This window comes from Janthinobacterium sp. 75 (genome assembly GCF_004365495.1).
Classification (GTDB): Bacteria; Pseudomonadota; Gammaproteobacteria; order Burkholderiales; family Burkholderiaceae_D; genus Janthinobacterium.
On record NZ_SORD01000001.1, the window covers coordinates 4,028,017 to 4,051,093 of the forward strand.

General features: G+C 60.8%; 18 protein-coding genes. 9 read left to right on the plus strand and 9 right to left on the minus strand.

Annotation, left to right across the window (positions count from 1 at the left end; genetic code table 11):
• Positions 1-56 precede the first annotated feature (56 nt).
• Positions 57-1,283, plus strand: a complete 1,227-nt coding sequence (locus C8C89_RS18410) for an FAD-dependent monooxygenase (protein ID WP_133989997.1) — start codon at positions 57-59, stop codon at positions 1,281-1,283.
• Positions 1,284-1,712: 429 nt separating this feature from the next.
• On the opposite strand, the gene C8C89_RS18415 is transcribed toward C8C89_RS18410, so the two are convergent.
• Genes C8C89_RS18415 through C8C89_RS18435 form a run of 5 tightly spaced genes read right to left on the minus strand, consistent with a single transcriptional unit; the run spans position 1,713 to position 8,228 of the window.
• On the minus strand, positions 1,713-3,086 hold the full coding sequence (locus tag C8C89_RS18415; protein WP_166674790.1) for a toxin-antitoxin system YwqK family antitoxin: 1,374 nt from the start codon (positions 3,084-3,086) through the stop codon (positions 1,713-1,715).
• Complete coding sequence (locus C8C89_RS18420; RefSeq protein ID WP_133991628.1) at positions 3,071-4,417, minus strand: toxin-antitoxin system YwqK family antitoxin; 1,347 nt, start codon at positions 4,415-4,417, stop codon at positions 3,071-3,073. Before C8C89_RS18420 ends, C8C89_RS18415 begins: the two co-directional genes overlap by 16 nt.
• Before the next feature lie 9 nt (positions 4,418-4,426).
• Complete coding sequence (locus C8C89_RS18425; protein WP_133991630.1) at positions 4,427-6,775, minus strand: hypothetical protein; 2,349 nt, start codon at positions 6,773-6,775, stop codon at positions 4,427-4,429.
• A complete protein-coding gene (locus C8C89_RS18430) occupies positions 6,772-7,530 on the minus strand; it encodes a PP2C family serine/threonine-protein phosphatase (protein ID WP_133991632.1) in 759 nt (252 codons plus the stop codon). The genes C8C89_RS18425 and C8C89_RS18430 overlap by 4 nt, the downstream gene beginning before the upstream one ends.
• A gap of 14 nt (positions 7,531-7,544) precedes the next feature.
• Positions 7,545-8,228, minus strand: a complete 684-nt coding sequence (locus C8C89_RS18435) for a VWA domain-containing protein (RefSeq protein WP_101481186.1) — start codon at positions 8,226-8,228, stop codon at positions 7,545-7,547.
• Between the two features lie 277 nt (positions 8,229-8,505).
• Between C8C89_RS18435 and C8C89_RS18440 the strand changes: the two genes are divergently transcribed.
• From C8C89_RS18440 to C8C89_RS18455, 4 genes are all read left to right on the plus strand, one after another.
• Positions 8,506-9,231 (plus strand): helix-turn-helix transcriptional regulator, encoded by a 726-nt coding sequence (locus C8C89_RS18440; protein WP_166674791.1) that lies wholly within the window; start codon positions 8,506-8,508, stop codon positions 9,229-9,231.
• Between the two features lie 185 nt (positions 9,232-9,416).
• On the plus strand, positions 9,417-9,866 hold the full coding sequence (locus tag C8C89_RS18445; RefSeq protein ID WP_133991634.1) for a hypothetical protein: 450 nt from the start codon (positions 9,417-9,419) through the stop codon (positions 9,864-9,866).
• A gap of 6 nt (positions 9,867-9,872) precedes the next feature.
• Complete coding sequence (locus C8C89_RS18450) at positions 9,873-10,292, plus strand: hypothetical protein (RefSeq protein WP_101481183.1); 420 nt, start codon at positions 9,873-9,875, stop codon at positions 10,290-10,292.
• Positions 10,293-10,438: 146 nt separating this feature from the next.
• Positions 10,439-10,882 carry a hypothetical protein gene (locus C8C89_RS18455; RefSeq protein ID WP_101481182.1) on the plus strand — a complete coding sequence of 148 codons (444 nt, stop codon included), beginning with the start codon at positions 10,439-10,441 and terminating at the stop codon, positions 10,880-10,882.
• 366 nt (positions 10,883-11,248) lie between these two features.
• Here C8C89_RS18455 and C8C89_RS18460 read toward each other — a convergent pair whose 3' ends face one another.
• Positions 11,249-11,704: a tellurite resistance TerB family protein gene (locus tag C8C89_RS18460; protein ID WP_096235317.1), complete on the minus strand. Its 456-nt coding sequence runs from the start codon at positions 11,702-11,704 to the stop codon at positions 11,249-11,251.
• Positions 11,705-12,018: 314 nt separating this feature from the next.
• Between C8C89_RS18460 and C8C89_RS18465 the strand changes: the two genes are divergently transcribed.
• Together C8C89_RS18465 and C8C89_RS18475 are read left to right on the plus strand one after the other, a co-directional pair.
• The gene (locus C8C89_RS18465; RefSeq protein ID WP_133991636.1) at positions 12,019-12,825 is read left to right on the plus strand and encodes a lipid II flippase Amj family protein; all 807 of its coding nucleotides are present in this window, start codon (positions 12,019-12,021) and stop codon (positions 12,823-12,825) included.
• 523 nt (positions 12,826-13,348) lie between these two features.
• Positions 13,349-14,014 (plus strand): hypothetical protein, encoded by a 666-nt coding sequence (locus C8C89_RS18475; RefSeq protein WP_243858087.1) that lies wholly within the window; start codon positions 13,349-13,351, stop codon positions 14,012-14,014.
• Positions 14,015-14,120: 106 nt separating this feature from the next.
• On the opposite strand, the gene purL is transcribed toward C8C89_RS18475, so the two are convergent.
• Positions 14,121-18,170 (minus strand): phosphoribosylformylglycinamidine synthase, encoded by a 4,050-nt coding sequence (gene purL, locus C8C89_RS18480; RefSeq protein WP_133991642.1) that lies wholly within the window; start codon positions 18,168-18,170, stop codon positions 14,121-14,123.
• A gap of 204 nt (positions 18,171-18,374) precedes the next feature.
• A complete protein-coding gene (locus C8C89_RS18485; protein ID WP_101481179.1) occupies positions 18,375-19,439 on the minus strand; it encodes a GGDEF domain-containing protein in 1,065 nt (354 codons plus the stop codon).
• 349 nt (positions 19,440-19,788) lie between these two features.
• Here C8C89_RS18485 and C8C89_RS18490 point away from each other — a divergent pair, with 349 nt between their 5' ends.
• Together C8C89_RS18490 and C8C89_RS18495 are read left to right on the plus strand one after the other, a co-directional pair.
• Entirely contained in the window at positions 19,789-21,414 is a 1,626-nt protein-coding gene (locus C8C89_RS18490) for a tetratricopeptide repeat-containing response regulator (RefSeq protein WP_133991645.1), read from the plus strand.
• Positions 21,415-21,734: 320 nt separating this feature from the next.
• Positions 21,735-22,142, plus strand: a complete 408-nt coding sequence (locus C8C89_RS18495) for a BLUF domain-containing protein (protein ID WP_133991647.1) — start codon at positions 21,735-21,737, stop codon at positions 22,140-22,142.
• Positions 22,143-22,431: 289 nt separating this feature from the next.
• On the opposite strand, the gene C8C89_RS18500 is transcribed toward C8C89_RS18495, so the two are convergent.
• Positions 22,432-23,073: a TetR/AcrR family transcriptional regulator gene (locus tag C8C89_RS18500; RefSeq protein ID WP_133991649.1), complete on the minus strand. Its 642-nt coding sequence runs from the start codon at positions 23,071-23,073 to the stop codon at positions 22,432-22,434.
• Positions 23,074-23,077: the final 4 nt, after the last annotated feature.

Below are 23,077 nucleotides of genomic sequence, written 5' to 3' on the forward strand. Positions count from 1 at the left end.
TCCGATGAATCGCCGTCGGCGGCACGTCGGGACGGATTGAATAGGAGAGCTTTAGCATGGAAATCGGAATACTTGGCGGCGGCATTGCAGGGTTGAGCGTGGCGCTTGCCTTGAGCAAGCGGGGGTACAGTCCCCGCGTATATGAGCGCCGGGCGGGGCCGGCAACCATGGGGGCTGGCGTGACGCTCTGGCCCAATGCCAGCTTTGTGCTGGAAGAACTGGGACTGCTGCAAGACATTGAGGCCATTGGCGGTAGACCGCTGACAATGCGTCGCCAGGATGCTGCGGGAAATGCACTGGGGGGCCTCGATATTGGTTTGCTGGACCGGACGATGGGATACCCGACCTACACGGTGCTGCGCAGGCACCTGCAGGAGGTGTTGCTGGATCATGCGGCACGGGCAGGGATTCCGGTGGAGTTCGGGCACCGGGCGGTGGCTATTGAGCTTGATACTCATAGCAGAGCCGTGGCCCATTTCGAAAATGGCGCGAGCGTCCGCCCGGATCTGCTCATTGGGGCCGACGGCCGCATGGAATCAGTGGCGCGCAGGTTTGTCGCGGGTGACAACACACCAATCTATCAAGGCTTTGTGAACTGGATTGGCGTAGCGCAGGGGCCGCATGCGCTGGTGAACGATGTTTCGATTCAAGACTTCTGGGGGGTGGGCAAGCGCTTCGGTTGCGTGCCGGTCCGGCCGGATCTGGTCTACTGGGCGGCGGCGCAGGCACGGCCATTGCCGATGGCGGCGCCTGCAGCGGATATGCGTAAGGAAATTGAGGACCTGTTCGCGGAATGGCCTGAGCCTGTCACACGTCTCATCCAGGCGACACCGGCGGATGCCATCCGACTGATTGCCGTGCACGACTTGGAGCCGCTGCACACGTGGAGCCGGGCAAATGTGCTGCTCGTGGGAGATGCGGCGCACGCGCCGTTGCCGACGTCGGGGCAAGGAGCCTGCCAGGCGCTTGAGGATGCGTGGCATTTGGCCCGGTGTTTGGATGGTGCAAGTGGAGGCTTGGAAGACATCTTCCAGGCGTTTGCGAGAATTCGCGCTCCCAAAACCGCAAGGCTGGCGGAACAGGGCCGGGTCTTCGCACGTGGGTTGTTCGCCACAGATACCGAAACCTGTCGCATCCGCAACGAGAGGGCCAAGGCGTCCGATCCTGTGCGTGACGTGCAGGTCTTGGCAGCCGGATGGAGCCAGGGTCTACCGCTGCTTGGTGGCGCAGACAGCACGTCAGTGGAGGTAGGCGGCTTTGACAGCCTTTACCGCATTGAATGATGTGTACGGGATTCCACGCGGATAGAAAGTCATGTCCCCAGTGACGAAAGCCGAGCGGCCGGCTGAGCTTGACAGGAGCTGGATGCGATTTTTCAGGTTTTATGCAAGCGCCTCTTCCCACGCATCCGGTCAGCTTGCATGTGGGCATCAGCCGGTAAGCGTTACATAGCAGACCGTGGCCATCGAAACTCGAACGGCGGCTATGGGGAGACAGCTGCCGACCACAACAAGCCCTGCTCGGCGCAGGCAGCCGTGCGCCACGGTCCGGTGCAGGCTGGCAGCGGTGTTTATACGCGAAACGACGCCACCGGCACCGTGACGCGACGGGACAAAGTCTGAACTCCCCCCAGTGTCCTTTCCAGTAGCGGTACATGCGTCGCAAAAAGTCAGGCCACGCATTACGGATCGAAAGGCAATAACTTTCCCTGGTCAGGGTTCCGGCATGTCGAACGCAATCCCATCTTCCGTGTACGACATTTTGGCTGAATCTCCAGTGCACTTTCCCTGGGGCTCGTCAGCTACATAGCGGCATTCGCTTTCCACACTGCCATCTGCACGCCAGTGCCGGGTCCAGCCCTGGCGTTCGCCATTCACGTACTCGATCAGCTGGCGCGGCTTGCCATCGGCGTACCACGAACGCAATGCGCCCTCCTCGCGCCCACCTGCATTCCACTGCTTTTGCACGATCAAGACGCCGGCCCGGCTGAAGCGCTGTTCGCTGCGCATGACGTAGTGCCCGCTATGCGTGCGCTTGCTGGCGACCTTGCCGTCCGGATAATACTCGACGCTTTCGCCGGCAGGCTTGCCGTCGACATAGTTGCCTGTGCGATGCACCTTGCCATCCGGGAAATAACTGGTGCTCGGCCCCGTCTGGATGCCGTTCACATACAGGCTGCGGCTTTCTACTGTGCCGTCCGGATAGAACAGCAGCAATTCGCCCTCCGTCTGGCCCTTGACCTGCGTCATGCGCGTGCGCAGCTTGCCATCCTTGTCGAACGTTTCCACCAGACCATCGGCACGGGCGCCGTTGCGGTAGGTGCGCGACTCGATCAGCTTGCCATTCTGGTGATAGGTCTGCTCTTCCCCCTCCTGCACGCCGTTGCGCCACGTGCCGCGTATGGACATCTTGCCGTCAGGGTAATAGCGGGTCTGCGTCCCCTGCTGCACGCCTCGCCCATCTTGCTCAACCTGCATTTCCAGCTGTCCATGCGGGTAATACATGCTGTAGTTGCCCACCAGCTTGCCGCGCAGGTAATCTGGATCGTTGACCAGACCCGTCAGACGCTTCGGCTCGCCTTCGCGCACATGATAAACCTCGACTTGCCAGGTGCCTGGCGTACTGCCTGGCGGCAGCGGCAGGACCAGCGCATAGCGCGCATGTTCCTTGACTTCGCCGCGCGACAGATTGTGATTCAGGTACAAACGCGGCTTGCCGTCGGCACAGGCCTGCGGCTCGCAGCGGCCCAGCTTGCCAACTTCGGGCATGGCGAGCGCTCCCGCTTCGCCTCCCACCTTGCCTGGCGCGGGACAGAATGTGATACGCATCAACAAGGGCGTCTTGTTGCGGATCAAGGTAGCCAATTGATGCTTCATGGCGACATACTGATCCTTATCCAGGCGCACGGAAACGGCATTCATCAGCACCTGCCTGCCGCCGCAGCCGCTGTCGCTGGCGAGGGTCAGCACATCGCCGTCGGGCGTCGCCTTGATCGCGGTGACTACTTGCCGCTGCTCAATCTCGGCGTTGGCCAGCGCCGGCAACAGCAGCATGGCGCCAAATAAATGTTTCAAAGTGCGCGCCATGCCTGCTCCTTGCGCAACAATTCCGGCGCTGGCGGCGCTTCGCCGCAAGCCCCCTGAGCCTTGCCGGCCACATACTGGCATTCACTCTTCAGACTGCCATCCTCGCGCCAACTGCGGCTCCATCCCTCGCGCCGGTCGTTCACGTACTCGATGGATTGCTCGGGCTTGCCGTTCTCGTACCACGAGCGCGACGTGCCTTGTTCACGCAATTGCGCATCCCACCGTCTTTCCAGCACCAGCACACCCTGGGGGCTGTAGCGCTGCAAGCTCAGCAGCCCGCCCTTGTCGCCATACTCCTGGCGGCTCTCCACCTTGCCATCTGGATAGAATTCCATTGCCACGCCCGTGGGTAAATCGTTAACCTGCGTCATCCTGGCTCGCACGGCGCCATCGGGGTAGTAATTCGTGCTCACGCCGTTGAACTTGCCGTGCTGCATTTCCGCGCGGCTGGAGATTTTTCCATCCGGGAAGTACGTGAGCATCTCGCCATCCATCTTGCCGTCGCGCAAAGTGTAGCTGCTGCTCAGCTTGCCATTTTCATCAAACTTCTGCACGGGCCCGTCGAGTTGCTTGCCATCTCGGTAGCTGCTCGTCTCGCTCAGCTTGCCCGTGGCGTGATAACGCTGGTGCTCGCCCTCGGGCAAACCATGGCGCCAGTTACCGCGCAACTCCAGGGTGCCATCGGGAAAGTACTTGCTGCCGATGCCGTGCTGCTGACCCTGCCCATCCTGCGCAACCTGTTTCTCGATTTTGCCGTTCGGGTAATACGTGACATAGCCGCCCACCAGTTCCCCGGATGCATAATCGGCCTTGTTGACCTGGCCGGACAGGCGCAGCTTGTGGCCGGCGACGCTATAAATCTCCACTTTCCACGTGCCTGGCAGCTTGCCTTTCGGCAAGGGCAACAGCAGCACATTCGGTGCTTTTTCTTGCTCGATGGGGAAGAAACGGTCGTGCAGGTACAGCCGCGCCCGGCCATCGGCGCAGACCGCTGGCGTGCAGGCGGCGATGTCGCGCACGATGGGTACGCTCGCATCCTCCGGGCATTTTTTCAGGGTGACGCGCATGGGCGTCTTGTTGCGAATGTGCCGGGCCAGATCGGCTTTCAGCGCGTCGTAAGGCGCCTCGTCCAGGTTCACCGAGCGGGCATCCATGCGTATCTGCTTGCCGCCGCAGGCCGTCGTGCCCGCAATAGTGTACACATCGCCGCCTTCGCTATCTGGCTCGGCCGCCATGGCTGTCACTACCAGGCGCTGCACGATGTCCGCCTGCGCCATGCCTGAGGCCAGCAAGGAGGCGCCCAGTAAGGCGCATATAATCTTGATTTTCATGGGATTCCTTTAATTTTCCGCCGTGACGGCCACACCGCCCGGCACGAAGCTGACCCGGCCATCGCGGTAGCGCACCAGCACCACCACCTCGGCATCCCGCAATTGACCGTGCTGCACGGCCGGCAAGTAGGTCCAGCGCTTGACGCTATCGAGCAGCACCTTGTTAAGCATCGGCTCCATCGGCAACTCGGCCGCCGCATAGGTCAGGGTGCCGTCGGCCGCGATGGTCAGGGTCAGGCGGTTTTCACCCGTTGCGTGCTTTTCGTCCAGCACGCCATACGCAACCGTCGTCATCGTCTCGCGCTGTACACTGCCGACCTGGTCCCGCAAGGGCGGCAAGGCCTTCAGCCTGGCTGCCAGCAGCGCGCCCTCGGCCAGCACCTTGTCCCAACGTTTCTGGTAAGCGCCCGGCTGCGCCAGACGCAGCACCTTGGCGTTCAGATCCATGCGCTGCGTCATGCGCGCGACGCCATTGTCGGCCGGCTGACCCGGCTCGGCTGGCAAGGCATGCTCCACGGCGTAGCGGTAAGCCGTCAGTTGCGCCAGCGCCACCAGATTGACGGCATCGCCCTCGTCGCCGCCGCGCAGCTGCGCCGCGGCCGCGATGCCCAGCCAGGCCGTGCCATCCGTTGGGTGCGCCCACACGGCTTGCTCGAAGTACTGGCGCGCCGCCTGCGGTTCGTTCAGGCTCAGATGCATGCGGCCCATGGCCGCCGCCACCAGATGGTCGCGCGGGTTCGCTTGCAGCAGGTCAAGATAGGTCGCGACCAGCCCCGGCTCATAGCCGGGCACCCAGCCCAGGCCCTCCAGCAACGAGGCGCGCAGCTGCGCCTGCGTGCGGTCGACGCCGTAGTCGGACGGCTTTTCCTGGCCGGAACGGTACAACAGCTGCAAGCCGCGCGTGACGGCGTCATCGTCGCCCTTGCTGATCGCTTGCGACAGGCTGCGCACGGCCTTGCGCGCATCGGACGGCTGGAAACCGGCCGCCTTGCGCGTACGCCAGCGAAACACTTCCAGGCCAGCCGCCTGCTCGGCTTGCGCCTGCAAGCTGGCCTTGGCCTTGGTTTCATTCGGCGACGAGGTCCAGGCCGTAAAGCCGATCAGGAACAGCACGATCAGCAGCACCACGACGGCCCAGCCCTTGCCCGTGATGCCGCCGCCCGTGTTGCCCGCCACTGGAATGGCGGCGGGCGCCTGCCCCGGCGCCGTGCGGCGCGTACTGCGCTGCGGCGGCTGAGGCTGAGGCTGAGACTGCGCCAGTATCTGCTGCTGCGCCTGCACGGACGCTTGCGCGGCCGCGACGATGACCTTGTCGCGCGCGCAGGCGGCGCAGCCCTGGCCCGCAAAATGCTGGTGTTCGGGATTGACGGTACACACGACGAGCTTGCCGCCGCTGCGCTGTGCATAGCCGCGCAACAACTGCGCCCAGTCGGCAGCCGACGGGCGCTGCGGTTTGGGGGACTGGGAAAACGCACGATCGAACATGGCACGCAATTCGGGCGGCATCAGCGCGTGGCCGCTGGTGGCGTTCGGCGCCAGCTGCTTGTGGCGCTTCACGCCATACGCATAGCAGCCGTCGCGAATGCGCCCGGGAATGTCGGTGGCCACCTGCGCATTGCCTGGCCGCCCGCTGTACGGGTGGATGCCGAAGTTGAGCAACTGGAAGATGATAACGGCCAGCGCAAATCGGTCTTGCGCCATTTCGGTGCCCGCCGGCATGCCCTTGCGCTGGAATTCCGGCGCCAGGTAGTCAGCCGTGAATTGCTCGGCAGGAAAACGCTCGGCATGGCCCTGGATGCTGAAACCATCGCAGTCAAGCATGGCGATGTACAGCGAATCGCGGTAAAAGCGCAAGTTCACAGGTTTCAGATCGACCACGTAATGCTGCTGCTGGTGCAGCGCATCGATGACGGCGGCCAGGTTGGCGGCCAGGGTCAGCTTGGGACCGAGCCCCGTGGGCAAGCCGGCCGCGCGCGCCTGGCGCTCCTGCATGATCTGTTCCAGCTCCGCCGTCTGCGCCATGTCCAGCAGGGGCATGACGAAACCGGCAAAGCCGCCCTGGCCGTCGAACACGGCCGCTTGCGGCCAGGCGATCTGCACGTAGCGCTTGCCGTTTTCCAATTGATCGGGCAGCTCGGGCGACAGTTCCAGCATCGCTTCGAGCTTGCGCCGGTTGGCGGCCCGGTCCAGGTGCGGGTGGTACAGCTTGGCCACCTGCGCGGGCGCGCCGGGCAACAGATACACGCTACCCGCGCCGCCGCTCTTGACGAGTTTGCCCAGGATCAAACTACGGACTTTATCCAGCCAAATTTTTCCACCCGGACTCAGGCCCGGTGTCACACCCTGCTTCTGGCTCATGCGCGCAAGGCCAGCAGCAGGGTCTTGTCGTCGCCCGTGATCTGGTGCGTGCGCGGGTCGGCCAGGGTGGACGCCAGCGCCTCGTTGCCCAGTTCGATACTCCCGACCGTGCGCAGATAGCCTTGCACGGCATCCATGAAAGGCGCATACAGCGCCGCATTGTTCTTGCTCATGGCAAAGGGCATGCAGCCGTCCGACATCAGCACGACGCCGCGCGCGGCTTGCGGAATCGCAAGCAGGCGCAGCTGTTCGCGCCAGCGCTCGCCGCTGATAAAGTAGGTTTCGTTGGCATACTCGCCGTTGGCGGGCAGCGAAATCAGCTCTCCACCGTCCGGCAATTGCGCCACGCCCAGGCCATCGCCCAGGTGGAAAAAGAAGCCCTGGTCGGCGCCCATGACCACGCCCACCACGGTGCTGGCATAGTCGTCCAGGGTGGCGTTGGCGGCGCGTGCGATGTCGTCCAGTGCGGCACGGATCTGCGCCAGGGCGCCCGCCAGCGCACCGTCATGCAAATCCTGCACGGTGGCACCCTGCTCCAGCCGTCCGGCCAGCGCCTGCACGGTTTGCATTGCGACAAACTGCGCGCCCTGCTCGCTCAACCGCGCCGAACCGGCGCCATCGCAAACGATGGCCACCAGTACCCCGTTGACGACGGCATGCGCGTGCGCATCCTGGCATGGGATATCTTTATCCAGGTGCGCCTTGCCCGTGACGGACGCGCCAAACACGCGCCAATGCTTATTTGCTATCGCCATGGATCAGCGGGCTTTCACGTATTCACGACAGACCAGCCGTCCGTCGAGGCCAACTGCGCCTGCGCGCCAGGACGCGATTGCGACACCACCTGCATGCTGGCGCTCAGCCACAGGAACAGTTCGCGGAACTGCAAGCCTTTCAGCTGCTTCACGCCCCGCTCGCCACGGCTGGAAAACTGCCCAAGGCTATCGATATTCGCGTTGTCGCCCACGGCGATGGGGAAGATCGCCACTTTATTGGCCTGCTCGGCCGCGCGCGCCTGTTCGGCGCCATGCTGCCAGCGGTCCGTCGGTTCGCCGTCCGACATCAGGAATAGCCACGGCCGCGTGTACGCCACGCCCGCCTGGCGGAAGCGCTGCTTTTCCTGCTCGATCTCGGCCAGGGCCAACTCGACAGCTGCACCGGTCGGCGTGGTGCCGTTCGCTTCCAGGTGGGGCGCCGTGAAATCCATGGCATCGCACCAGTTGCTGGCGACCACCGCTTCATCGTGGGCGCCATATTGAATCACCAGAATGCGCACGCGCTTGGCGGCGATCACGTCTGACTTGAGTTCCTGTTCCAGCAAGGCCAGGCCTTCGTTCAGCAGCGACACGGGTTCGCCATCCATGCTGCCGGAACAGTCCAGCACGAGCACCAGCGGCGTGCGTTGTTCGGTGTTGTCGACCAGGGCGACGTCGGGAATCATTATTGAACTCATGGGCAATCGGTAAATGTGAAATCGGACATAGTGCGAATCTTACATCATGGACGCGTTTTAGCCGCGCGAGTTTCCTACAGAACACTATCCAGGCAGATTTGCGCGCGCCATTGCAGCAGCACTATCTTTGTACTATCTTGAAAGTTGCCCAGGCCAGATGGCAGCGACCACCCCTTCCTCACAAAGGTGGGGAGGATCGCTGCACAACACCGCCCTTACCCAGTTCCGCACCTGCACGCCTGCGGCACACTGATGTCATCGGGCAATGGGGGCAAGCATGGGCACGGCAACAGATGTAAGCAAGCTGATCGGGGCCATGTACGACTCGGCCTGCGGCGCAGGCGACTGGCCGCAACTCGACAGCGCAGGTCTGAGCGGCCAGCAATGGCAGGAACTCTTGCCGCATCTGCAACGCGCACTGTGCCTGCAGCAGCGCCTGCGCGAAGCGCAACTGGCCAGCCACTGCGCACTGGCGGCGCTCGACGCCATGGGCGCCGCCGTGCTGGTGCTCGACGCGGGCCTCGGACTGCGCTTTGCCACCCCCGCCGGCCACGCCCTGCATGCGGCACAACTGGAACCGTCCGTGCCGCCCACCCTGGCGCGCGCCGTGCGCCTGGTCATCGCCAGCGCCGACGGCGCACAGCAATGCCAGTCGCTGCGCCTGGCGCGCAAGCAGCAAGCGCCACTGGCCATGACTGTCACCCCGCTTGCCGATTGCCAGCCCGCCTGCGCGCTGATGATCGCGCACGACCCCACAAAAACGAGCACTTCCGTCCCGGCCTTGCGGCAGCTGTTTGACCTCACGCAAGCCGAAGCGCAGGTCGGCAAGGCGCTGGCGCAAGGGGCCACCATCGAGGAAATCGCCGCACGAAGCGGCATCAGCGTCAACACCGTCAAGACGCATTTGCACCACACCTATTTAAAGACGGATACACGGCGCCAGGGCGAGCTGATCGCCCTGATCCACGGCGCAACGGCGCACCTGGCCGTCCTTGATGCATGAGGACATGTCATCCGATCGGATGATGCGCGGTGCATATTGCCTGCCTACACTGGCAAGACCGGTAGCCCGCGCCTTGCCAGAGTGACAGCACCGCACACGGACCAGCCGGTTTGGTTCCCTGGCACCCACATCAACATCGCCGCGCCGGCAGCGGACGGCACCAAAGTTCAAGGATGGGTAAAAAAATGAAAACATGGATCTTGGCCGGCACCCTGGGCGTCTGCGCCCTGCTGGCAAATGCGCAAACGCTTCCCGACAGCCAGACCGTCACCATTCCCGGTGGACGCCTGCACGCGATCGAACTGCCGGCCCACAGGCACCTTATGACTGCGCAAGAATTTGCCCCGTTCCGCGGCGGCTATGAATTGGCGAACGGCCAGGTGCTCCACCTGCGCAATGCGGGCAGCATCGGCGCCTTCATGTATGCGCGCATCGATGACCAGGAAGAACACCGGATCGTCGCTTCTTCCCGCGATACCTTCGTGGCGCTCGACCGGCAACTGGCCATGCGCATCGACTTGCGCGACGATGGCAGCGTGGGTGGCGAAGTGCTGATGCAGGTACCGGCCGAGAAACTGGCGAACGGCGACCTCGTGCCTGCCCACGTGCAAAACATGGGCCTGGCATCACGTTGAGGGGGCATGTTGCATTCCGCATCGGTGGCAGCCATGAGCAAACAATATTCTGTCCAACAGCAAAACGCGCTGACCCTGGCCGCCATCCGACAGACGGCGGCCTGGTGGCGCGCCCGCCCCTTGCCCGACGCCTTGCGCCAGTGCGCCGCCAACCATGGCGTGGCACTGGGCACGGCCCTCATGCTTGACCTGCAACTGGCCTACCCTGGCATGCCCGCCGTGTACGGCAAGCTGCTGAGCGCCGACGGCCACTTCATCCATTTCGAGATGGACCTGGACGACGATTTGCGGCCCTTGCCCGGCAGCGTGGCGTGGGACGATATCAGCGCCAGCTACGACCTTGCCGCACACAAACGCGGCACGGGCATGGGCTACGGGCTGCTGTGCAAGAAAGTGCTGCAGGAATTGAATCACGGCGCGTCCTAGCATGGTCCCGCTGAATATCGACGCCGCATGAACTGCGGCTCTCCATCGAATGAACAATGCACATCGCCAAACCCGCACCTAGACTGCTTACTGCTCCTAGCCCACCCGCACCATGCGCCAGAGGCCACAAACCAACGAGGACGACAATGAAAACCATCATCCTGAGCACACTCCTGTGTCTCGCCGCCGCCAGCACGGCAGCCATCGCGCAGACCCTGCCGCCAGAACACACTGTCACCGTGCCGGGCAACTCGCCGAGCATCGACGTGCCAGAACACCAGCGCTACATGATGCGCCAGGATTTCAAGAAATTCGTCGGCACCTATGATCTGTCGAATGGCGACACCCTGGAACTGCGCCTCGCCGGCGCTGTCAAGTATGCGCGGATCGGCCAGCAGGAAGAGCACCGCATCGTCGCCACCGACCACAACGCCTTCGTCGCGCTGGACCGCCAGTTGAAGGTGCGCATCGACCACAACGATGACGGCAGCGTGGATGGCGAACTGGTGATGGTGGTGCCGTCGCAGAATGTGTCGAGCGGCGGCATCGTGCCCTCCCACGTGCAAACCATCGGCCTGGCGTCGCGTTGAGGCGGCGGGCACCGTTAATAGAAACGAATGGCGCTATACCGTAGCAGAGTGCCAGGAAGGTTTGCGCTGCCATCGCATGCTACCATCGCCGCCATTTCCTTGAAGGAATGGCAACGACCCATGGAGCGCAATGCAGACACTCGCAGTAGCCCGATATTGACTGTGCTGCGCGGCGGCCTGCGCCTGCTGGCCTGGCCACTGCCGGCCCTGGTCAGCGCCGCCTGCACCAGCACCACGCGCCATCCATCCTGCCAGCAAGCCCACGCAAGTCATCCTGCGCTTTACCTATGACGCTGGCAAGCCGATGCGGCATGACGATGACCTGGAAGGCTTGAGCTAGCCAGCCGGGGTCGGCTGGCTTGGCAGTTACTGTAACTCGAACTCCGCAGGAGTCAAGCCCAGCTCGCGCGCGATCTTGCTGGCCACGCGCTGCTCGTTGGCGTCGAAATTGCCGTCCGACGAAGCGACGGCGATGATCATGCGCACCAGCAAGCGCGACGCCTCCACATTCGACTTCATCTTGCCCAGCGCCTGATACGCCTTGGCTTCGCCGATATCCTTGTCGAATTCCAGCTGGCCGACATAGTCCTGGAAAGCCTTGATCACGTCCGTGGTGGTAAACACCGACAGCGCATCATTGCTTTCAATAAACTTCACCATCTTCTGCTTCTCTTCCGCACTGACGCTGCCGTCGGCCATGGCGATCAAGGCCGAGCCTGCCATCGCGGCGTTCAGGAAATCCTTGTTCTTATACTTCAAGGCCTCGGTTTTCAGTTCGCTGGCTTTGGTCTTCAGTTTGGACAGAAAGGAATCGAAACTCACGGTGTACCTCCGGGTTGGGTAATTGATCAGTGCGGCAAGACACGCCGCCATGTGCGGTAGTTGAGGGTGCAAGCTTGAAATACAAGCAAGGAAACCACGCCATACACTCACTGGCGGCATTTATCTCCCCCACAGGCAAAGGCCGCGGTCAGACCCGTCGGGTCTGACCCCAGTTTCTGCCTTGGGATGAAATTCAGTCAACTCCACACAAACCACCACAAAACCCCAATCACATAAAATTATCTTATTTGCAGTTGAAAAATAAGTAACTCCATGGCAGCATGGAATTACATTTTCTTTACTGCAAGGTTGTGATGGACAAGCAATTGCTGTTGATTTGCGCACTGACGTTCATCATCCACATTATCGGCACCCTCGCCTACTCCGTGCGCATCGCCGGCATCCGCACGCGACGCATCGCCGTCTCGCTGGCCCTGTTCAGTATTCTGATGCTGCTGTCGCGCACCTCGAACTCTTTCCTCGGGCCATTCCTCGCCAAGCGTGTGGAAACGGGCATAGACCAGCATGTTGCCGCCAGCACGCTATTGATAGACTTCCGCTGGCTGCTGTTCTCCGCCAGCCTGGCCACAATTATTGGCGCGATACTGATCCCCACCTTCCAGCGCGCCTTCTGCCGCGCCGTCGAGCATTTCCAGGTGCACAGGTCGGTACCGAAACTGCTGCTGCACGCCGTCTTCAAGGGCGGCTTGTCCTATCTCAAGACCTCCGCCAGCCTGCCCAAACCCGCCAACGTCACTGGCCTGCGCCAACAATCCGGCGTCTCCGTCTCCATGACCGCCATGAACGTCATCGCCACGGCCCTGTGGACGGTAGGCGTCTTCGCTGCACTGTACGCAGGCGTGCTCGATCCCAGCGTGCGCGTCACCTCCAGCACGCTTTCATCGATCATCAACGGCGGCGCCACCATCATGATGGCCGTCTTCATCGACCCGCATATGTCGGGCATGACGGACGACGTCATCCAAGGCAAGATCGAAGAATCGCAATTCCGGCGCGCGGTGGTGTGGCTGGTGGGGAGTCGGTTGGCCGGGACACTGATTGCGCAGTTTTTGCTGGTGCCGTCGGCGGTGGTGATTGTAGGGGTGGCGAAGGGGTTGTGAATATTCAAGAATATCCAAAAGTACAAATTTAAAATGGGCTACTAATGAGTGATTACTTTGCCTTTGTTGATGAATCCGGAAACCATGATTTAGCAACCGAGAAGGATGGCGCCTCAAATTACTTCATAGTACTAGCAGTAATAATTCCGACCGAAGAAAGATCGGAACTTGAAGCATCGATGGAGAATATTAGAATAAAATATTTCAATTCTGGCGAAATTAAATCAAACAAACTAAGCGACGCCAAAAGACTGAAAATAATCAATGAGATATCACCTTTAAATTTCAGATTTTATGCAGTTTGCGTGGATAAATCACGAATAATAAAAGATAGCGGATTGCAATACAAAAATCTTTCATTAAATTCATAAATGGACTCCTATACAATCAACTTTTCAAGTCAGTAAAAAATATAACGATTTATGCTGATGGCCACGGGGGTTCAGATTTCATTAACAGCTTTAGAAATTACGTCACCAAAACTCATGTTCCCGATCTTTTTTTCGAATCGAAAATTGAGATTGTGGATAGCAGAACCCAAATATTAGTTCAGCTTGCTGACTTTTTGGTTGGCACCACAGCAAAGCTGTACGAGGAAAAAGTTTCTGGGAACGTACGAGACAGTTTTCTAAGCTTCATTCAAAATAGGAGAATAAGGATAGATGAGTGGCCGCCGAAATTCGAAACAGAACTAGCAGCCAACAACTCATCCACCGACATTGACTCAAAAATTTCCACCATCTCACTTCTTAGAGCATCTGAATTTTTAAGAAATAATTTTAATTCATCGGATCCGGAAATAGAAATTCAGTACGCAACGCTCAGCTACTTGCTTTTTTGTGCCAGATTCCCTTCTGGAAAAACATTCACATCAACAAATGAAATTCTTGAACATTTAAAAAATCAAGGATTTCATGAGATTACTAAGCAGTATCTACGCTCAAATATAATTGCAAAACTTAGAGATCATGATGTTGTAATAGCCAGTTCGACTAAGGGTTACAAAATACCATCTAGCTATTCCGACATGATAGGTTTTGCAGATTTGGTAGATGGAATTGCCATACCTTTACTTAGTCGATTAAAAAAAGCTGCCGAGATTTTCGACCTTGGAAGCATAGGTGAAGTAAAATTTCTTAATGAGCAACGATTTCAGAATTTGCAAGCTATCATTAAAAATATGAAGTGATGTATTTTAAAAAATAAAAAGCCGCTGTCTCCCGACAGCGGCTTTCTCATTTCTACCCCAGCAGCAGCGCCTTGAACCAAGGCGCCGCGCCGCAAACAGCTCTGAATTACCCCACAAACTTCCGCGCATTCCTGAACATGCGCATCCACGGCGAATCCTCGCCCCATGCTTCAGGGTGATACGACTGCTGCACGCTGCGGAACACGCGTTCTGCATGCGGCATCAGCACGGTGAAGCGGCCGTCTGGCGTGGTGACGGAGGTGATGCCTTCGGGCGAGCCGTTCGGGTTGTACGGGTACGCTTCGGTGGCGGCGCCCTTGTTGTCGACGAAGCGCATGGCTTTGCTGACCTGGGTGATGTCGCCCGTTTGCGAGAAGTCGGCGTAGCCTTCGCCGTGGGCGATGGCGATGCCGGCTTGCGTGCCTGCCATGCCGTTGAAGAAGATCGATGGAGAATCCATCACTTCGACCATGGCAAAGCGGCCTTCGAATTTCTCCGACTTGTTGCGCGTAAATTTAGGCCAGGCGTGGGCGCCAGGGATGATGGATTTCAAGTTGCTCATCATCTGGCAGCCGTTGCAGATACCCAGGCCGAAGCTGTCCGTGCGGTTGAAGAAGCGCGCGAACTGTTCCGCCAGGCTGGCGTTGAACAAAATCGTTTTCGCCCAGCCTTCGCCCGCGCCCAGCACATCGCCGTACGAGAAGCCGCCCACGGCGATGACGCCCTGGAAGTCGTCCAGCTTGACGCGGCCCGCAATCAGGTCGCTCATGTGCACGTCGACAGCCGTGAAACCTGCCTGGTGCATCACGTAAGCCGTCTCGATGTGCGAGTTGACGCCCTGCTCGCGCAGGATGGCGACACGCGGACGCACGCCGGTGGCGATGAATGGCGCGGCGATGTTGTCGTTCTGGTCGAACGTGACGATAGGCGACATGCCCGGGTCTTGCACGTCCAGCAGGCGGTCGTATTCGGCGTCCGCGCAAGCCGGATTGTCGCGCAGGCGGGCGATGCGCCAGCTCGTTTCGCTCCACAGGCGGTGCAGGGCTGCGCGTGGCTGGGTGTAAATCAGCTTGGCGTCGCGCGTGAATTCGATCACGTCGCGGTCGTTCAATTTGCCGATGATATGGCTGCAGGCGCCCAGATTGAAGGTGCGCAGTACGTCCATAACGAGCGATTTTTCTTCCGCACGCACCTGGATGACGGCGCCCAGCTCTTCGCTGAACAAGGCGCGCAGGGTCAGTTCGTTGCGGCGCTCCGCTACCTGGCCCGTCCAGTTCTTGGCGTCGCCCCAGTCGCTGGAGTGCTCGCCTTCCATGGTCAGCATGTCCAGGTTGACGGACATGCCCGTGTGGCCGGCGAAGGCCATTTCCGTCAGGGTGGCGTACAGGCCGCCGTCCGAACGGTCATGGTAGGCCAGCAGCTTGTCGTCGCTGTTCAATTTCTGGATGGCGGCGAAGAAGCCTTTCAGGTCTTCCGCGCTGTCCACGTCCGGCGTCTCATTGCCCAGCTGGCCCATGACTTGCGCCAGGGCGGAGGCGCCCAAGCGGTTCTTGCCGCGGCCCAGGTCGATCAAGATCAATGACGTATCGCCCTTGTCCGTTTTCAGCTGCGGCGTGAGCGACTTGCGCACGTCCGTCACTGGTGCGAACGAGGACACGATCAGGGACACTGGCGACGTGACGGATTTCGCCGCGCCCGTGCTGTCGTCTTTCCACGTCGTGCGCATCGACAGCGAATCCTTGCCGACGGGGATGCTGATGCCCAGCGCCGGGCACAGGTCCATGCCGACGGCTTTCACCGTGTCGTACAGGGCTGCATCCTGGCCAGGCTGGCCGCAGGCGGCCATCCAGTTGGCGGACAGCTTGATGTCGGAAATGTCGGCAATCGCGGCGGCAGCGATGTTGGTGACGGCTTCACCCACGGCCATGCGGCCCGAGGCAGCGGCGTCGATGACGGCCAGCGGCGTGCGTTCGCCCATGGCCATCGCTTCACCCAGGTAGCCTTCGAAGCTCATGGTGGTGACGGCGCAATCGGCCACCGGCACTTGCCATGGCCCCACCATCTGGTCGCGCACGGTCATGCCGCCCACGCTGCGGTCGCCGATGGTGATCAGGAAGGATTTGTCGGCCACGGTCGGCAACAGCAGCACTTTTTGCGCTACGTCCACCAGGTCCATGCCCGTCAGGTCGATGGCGGGGAAATCGTTGGCCACGTGAACCACGTCGCGCTGCATCTTGGGCGGCTTGCCCAGCAAGACGTCCATCGGCATGTCGACCGGCTCGTTGCCCAGTTCCGGGTCGATCAGCTTGAGTTGACGCTCTTCGGTGGCCACGCCCACGGCGGCGAACAGGCAGCGTTCGCGTTCGCACATGGCTTTGAACAGGGGCAGGCTTTCCGGCGCGATGGCGAGAACATAGCGTTCCTGCGACTCGTTGCTCCAGATTTCTTTCGGCGCCATGCCCGATTCTTCCAGCGGAATCTTGCGCAGGTCGAAAATCGCGCCGCGCTTGGCGTCGTTGGTGATTTCCGGGAATGCGTTCGACAAGCCGCCCGCACCCACGTCGTGGATGGAGATGATCGGATTGTCAGCGCCCATTTGCCAGCAGGCGTTGATGACTTCCTGGGCGCGGCGTTCCATTTCCGGATTGCCGCGCTGGACGGAATCGAAGTCCAGGTCGGCCGTGTTGCTGCCAGTGGTCATCGACGAGGCGGCGCTGCCGCCCATGCCGATGCGCATGCCCGGGCCACCGAGCTGCACCAGCAGGCTGCCGACGGGGATGTCGTTCTTGTGCGTGTGCTGCGCCGAGATATTGCCGATGCCGCCAGCGATCATGATCGGCTTGTGGTAGCCGAACACGTCGTCAGGGGCGCCCGCTTCTTTTGCGCCGACGTTCTGTTCATACGTGCGGAAGTAGCCGCCCAGCACGGGACGACCGAATTCGTTCGAGAATGCGGCGCCGCCCAACGGGCCTTCGATCATGATTTGCAGCGGCGAAGCGATGCGCTCCGGTTTGCCGTATTGATCGGCGTCAGTACGGCCAGCCAGAGACGCCGTCACGGAAGCGGCCGTTTCCCAGCTGCGCACTGCATCCGGCAAGGACAGGTTCGATACGGTGAAACCGGTCAGGCCAGCTTTTGGCTTGGCGCCGCGGCCCGTCGCGCCTTCGTCGCGGATCTCGCCGCCTGCGCCCGTGGAGGCGCCGGGGAAAGGAGAAATCGCCGTCGGGTGATTATGCGTTTCCACCTTCATCAGGGTGTGCGTCAGTTCCGTCGATGCCGCATATTCGTGGCTGGCGCCGCGCGGGTAGAAGCGCGATACCGTCGCGCCTTCCATGATCGAGGAATTGTCGCTGTAGGCGACGACGGTGCCCTTCGGCTGCAATTCATGCGTGTTCTTGATCATGCCGAACAAGGATTTTGGCTGCGCCACGCCGTCGATGGTCCAGTCGGCGTTGAAGATCTTGTGGCGGCAATGCTCGCTGTTCGCTTGCGCGAACATCATCAGTTCCACGTCCGTCGGATTGCGGCCAGCCTTGGTGAAGGCGGCGTCCAGGTAGTCGATTTCGTCTTCCGACATCGCCAGGCCCAGTTCCGTGTTCGCCGTTTCCAGGGCACGCTTGCCCTGCCCCAGCAAGTCGATCGATTCGAGCGGGCGCGCTTCCAGGGTGCGGAACAAGTCCTTGGCCTGGTCAGCGCTGCGCAACACGGATTCCGTCATGCGGTCGTGCAGCAGGTCGGCCACAGCCTGCACCTGCTCGTCCGACAATTTGCCGGCGCCAATGGCGCTGCCCAGGATGCCCGATTTCAGGTTGATGCGGAAAGCGATGCCGCGTTCGACGCGCTTGATGTGCGCCATCCCGCAATTGTGCGCGATGTCGGTGGCTTTCGAGGCCCACGGCGAAATCGTGCCGAAACGGGGGATGACGAAGAATTCTTCGGCAGCGCCTTCCGTATTGTCAGCTTGGGCCGGCTCGCCGTACGTCAGCAAGGCGCCAAGGCGCGTGCTGTCGTCGTTGGTGAGAGGCGCGCTGGCATCGATGAAATGGACATAGCGTGCTTGTACGGCAACAATCGCAGGCGACACGGCTTGCAGTTGGCTTAACAGACGGTGGCTACGGAAAACGGACAGGGCATTGGAACCCGGCAGTATCAACATGATTGGAAGGTGGTTGATGCAGCGTGGCTGCGGGTTAAAGGTAGGTATGACAATATCTTTCGTACGGCAAATTTCCTTTGCGCGCATTATACCCGTTTTACCCCTGCCTTATGACCGGAACTTGCGGTTTTGCCCCCCTTTTGCCACCCTTTTGCCCCGCAAAGCGGCAGTTTTTGACACGCCAGCAACACCCTCCGGCAATCATCAGGCGATCACATAGCGGTTCTTGCCCTGGCGCTTGGCCAGGTACAGCGCTTCGTCGGCCAGCCGGTAGCTGTGGCCCAGCTCCTTGCCCCGGTCCAGTTCGGCCACGCCCACGCTGATCGACACGAACTGCGCTGTCAGGAAGGCCTGGCTGACGGCCTCGACAAGGCCGCCAGCAAAGGCGCCCGCATCCTCGCGGCTGCCCGCGTAGACCACGCCGAATTCCTCGCCGCCCAGGCGTCCGCACAAATGGCCTTGCGCCTTGTCGGCGATGATGGCGGCCGTGCGCACCAGCACCTCGTCGCCCGCATCGTGCCCCTGCTGGTCGTTGATGACCTTGAAATCGTCGATATCGATCATCAGGAAATACAGCATGCCGCCTCGAGTCGCGCCGTGCATCTGCTGGGCGCGCTGCGTGAACATGCGGCGGTTATTCAGGCCAGTCAGGCTGTCCTGAAAGGCCAGCCGCGTCAATTCCACTTTGGCGTGATAGTTGCGCAAACGCAATAGGCTGAAGCTGACGTTCAGCGCCAGCCCGAACAGGACGCTGACGGCAATCATCAAGGGCGCCCAGGATTGGTCAGGCAAGCCCGCGTTCACCGGGTACAGGCCGTGGCCCACGTTCCACCAGACGCCCGCCACCACGGCCAGGTAGCTGAGGCCGCCATTGAAAATGGAGGCGATGGCCAGGGTCATGAAGACGCCCACGGGCAAGACCCAGAAGCTGGCGTGCTGGACGGCGTCGGCCATGGTGCGCAGGCCGAAGGTCAGAGCCAGCACGGCGCAAGCGCCGGTGACAGTCAGCACGGCAAGGGTGGTGCAGCGGTAGCGCACCACCAGGCTGGCCAGCATGCCCAGCAGCGCCAGCACGGCGTGCACCAGATTCGGATGATAGGGCTCCGGCATCATCAGCCAGGTCAGGCTGTAGGCGATGATGCCCAGCAGCTGCGTGACCATGCCGACCCGGTGCAGTTCCGCAAAATAGGTATGCTGCTGTTCGCTGTTGCCGCCAAATGCAAGCGGAACGGCAATACGCCGCAAGGTAGACAGATCAGGTAAGCGCATGACGGGTTTCAATACCAGAGAGGGAGAAAGCGCCCGTACAGCCTGCGCATGCCTGGCCGCGACATGGCGCGGTATGCAACAAATGTTGCATTTATAAAATACTATCACGCTAGTCAATCAATGGACGAAAAAACAGCTGCTGGCACCGCCACAAGCGGAACTCTGTGTCATGAAATACAACGCTGGACGGCGCCGGACGCGCCTGCCCTCACGCAGCGCGCCGGATTGCATGCATTTTGCTGGCAGTGCCAGCCAGCTTTGCAGTATGCTGATAAAAAATAATGCTGCCGGGCAGAGACATATAAGAGAGTTCCCGCAAATGACCGAACAGATGAACGAGAGCTGAACAATGCCAGAAACTAGCGACTTATCTGTCCTGATCGTCGACCCCAACCCCAGCATGCGGGGCAATCTGCACAATATGCTGAACCAGGCGGCCATCACCAAGGTGGAATATGCCGTCAATTCAGGCACGGCCATCCGCCTGCTGATGAAGAAACCGTTCGACATCATCCTGTGCGAATACGATCTTGGTAGTGGCACGGACGGCCAGGATGGCCAGCAATTGCTGGAAGACTTGCGCCACCACAAGCTGATCGGCCTGTGGACGATCTTCATCATGCTGACCTCCGAAGCCATCCACAGCAAGGTGATCAGCGCGGCCGAACTGACCCCGTCCGACTACATCTTGAAACCGTTCACCGTCGATGTGCTGAGCGGACGCATCGCCCGCGCCATCGAACGGCGCGCCATCTTCCTGCCCACGTATCAGCTGATCGACAAGGGCGACTTGCGTGAAGCCGTGAAAAGCTGCCGCGCGGCCGAACTGCAGCACCCGCGCCTGGCGGCCGATTTCACCCGCCTGCGCGCCGAGCTGCACATCTCCCTCGATGAATGGAAGGAGGCGGAACAGCTGTACGCCGACATGCTGGCCACGCGGCCCATGGCCTGGGCCCACCTGGGCCTGGCGCGCACCCTGTTCGAACAGCAGCGCCATGAAGAGGCGCAGGAAGCGCTGCTGGAACTGGTGGAGACCTATCCCCGCTTCATGGCCGCCTACGACCTGCTGGCGCAAAACCATGAAGCCATGGGCCAGCAGCTGCAGGCGAAGAAAATCCTCGAAGACGCGGTGGCCATTTCGCCGCACATGGTGCGCCGCCTGCGCCACCTGGGCGGCATCGCGTTTGACACGGGCGATATCGGCGCGGCCGAACGGGCCTACAAGCAAGTGGTGACGAAAGCGAAGTACTCTGAATTCCGCGATCCCGAAGACCACGTCAACCTGGTGAAAACGCTGGTCAAGAAGGGCGATGCGCCGCAAGCGAGCGGCGTGCTGCGCGACATGGAGCGCTCCCTGCGGGGCGGCGCCAACGTGGAAGCCTGCCGCGCCATCTCGGCCGCCATGCTGCATGAATTGTCTGGCAACGACATCGCCGCCGCCAGCGAACTGCAGCTTGCCGCCGCCGCCCTGGACACGGCGCGGGGCCTGTCGACCCAACTGAAGGTGGGCCTGGTGCAGAGCTGCCTGAAAAACAACCTGGAGCAGGCAGCGTCCGACGTCATGATGAAACTCGTCAACGAAGCCGACAGCGACGTGACGATGGAAGCGGCCGTCGACGTGTTTGAAAAGGCGGGCCGGCATGACCTGGCGCAAGGCATGGGCCAGCAGATCACGAACCAGGTGCAGGAATTGATGCAGGATGCGGCCAGCAAGTCGGAAAGCGGAGAACTCAAGGGAGCTGTGTTCGTACTGCGCCAGGCCCTGCGTAAGACCCCAGGCAACCTGCCCGTGCTGTTCGCCTCCGTCGATGCCATCTTGCGCCAGCTCAATATGCTGGGCTGGGAAGCCCCGCTGGCCGAACAGGCGCAGCACCAGATGCAAGTGATCCGCAAGATCGACCCCAGGCATCCGAAGCTGGAGTCGCTCAAGCAGCAGTATGCGGCGACCCAGCATAAATACGGTATTGCGACCTGACTCCTGCCTGCCCCCTTTGACTGACGGGTTTGGACCCTGGGGGACTCGGCGTCCCCGTCCAACCGCGGTCCTGGCTTGCGGTTTTAGCGCACCTGACGAAATCACTTATTTGCTCGGAAAGCAACAACCTAGTACGCTAGGCTATTCCGAGCACCCTCGTCCGCTAGCGGCCAGAAGCCGCCGTTCAGAAAATGAAGTCCTGTCTTGCGCATTGTCGAGCCCTATGACCACGACAACAAATAACGCTTCAACCGGACGTTCGTGATCCATTCCAACAACAACCCTCATGCCGTTGCGGCTGGCCCTACGAAGATAACTCAATGATTCGACTTCTCTATATCAGCCACGCCGCCCCCATGATATCGGATGAACAAGTGCAGGACATCCTTCTGTCCTCGCGCCGAAATAATTCGGCCAGCAGTATCACTGGCATCCTGATCCACGGTGGAGGACTGTTCATGCAAGTTTTAGAAGGGCCGGAACAGGATGTGCTTCGAAAATATGTGAAGATTCTAGATGATCCAAGACACAGCGACGCACAGATTCTTTATATTTCCCCGGCGAACGATCGGATCTTTGAGGAGTGGTCGATGGGGGGCATCGAGAGCGATCCCTTGCAATTCCAATTTATCTCCAAATTGCGCGCCCGCCGTCTACAGGTCATCGAGCCAAATAAGTTCACGGAGACGATGCGCGAGTTTGCACGGAGGCTGAGAGACACGAAGTAGGTGAGCAGAGTTGCCCTGCGCGGTTCGGCCGGGCTAGTTTTTTATGTCTTTTGGCGCAGGTATGGAACACCAGCGTTTTCAATTAACGCGAAGGTCCGATTTGGGCGAAAGCGGACGGACGCGGCGGTCAGCAATAGGATAGTGAGCTGAACTGATGCAATGGTTAAAGCAATGCAGCCTGGTGGGTCCCGCGTCCTTTTTGCTGCTCGCCTTCAGCACACCGTCGCCGAAAGGCGCTCGGCCACGTTTCAGTGACGTATGTTGAAAGTATGTCAGCCGCTCTTGGGGCTTAATTCGCCCTGCGCGCCACCCTCGCCACCACCAGCTCGATCAATTCCGCAATCAATGGCCGGAAGGTGGCTGCGTTGCCGCCCTGCCCCAGCATGACGGTGCGCGTGGTCAGGTGCGAGAAGACGGCGTCGAACAGAATCTGCGGCAGGTTGGAAAACGAGGTATCGGGCGCGATGCGGCCCTGGGCGCGCTGCTGCTCCAGCAGGCGCAATATCAGGGCGTGCCACACTTGCGGGCCGTGTTCGTACCAGGTCAGGCCCACGGCCGGCACGGCGGCGGCGCCGGTTACGACGAGACGGTAGAAAGCCACGTGGCGGGGGCTGGTGACGACGGCCACCAGTTCATCGAGGATCAGCTGCAAACCCTGTTCCAGGCCCGCTTGCGACGTATCGAGCTGGCGCAGCGCGATGATGAAGTCCGCGCACAGGTATTCGACCACCGCCACCAGCAGCTCCTGCTTGCTGCCGAAGTAGCGGTAAGCGGTGGCTTTCGAGCCACCCGCCTCGGCCACGATGGCATCCATGCTGACGCCGTCGTAGCCGGAGGCGAGAAACAGGTCCGCGGCCGCCACCAGCAGCTTGCGGCGCCGCTCCTCGCTTCGGGTAGTCGGGGAAGCTGGAACGGTGCGCAACTGGGGCATGAAG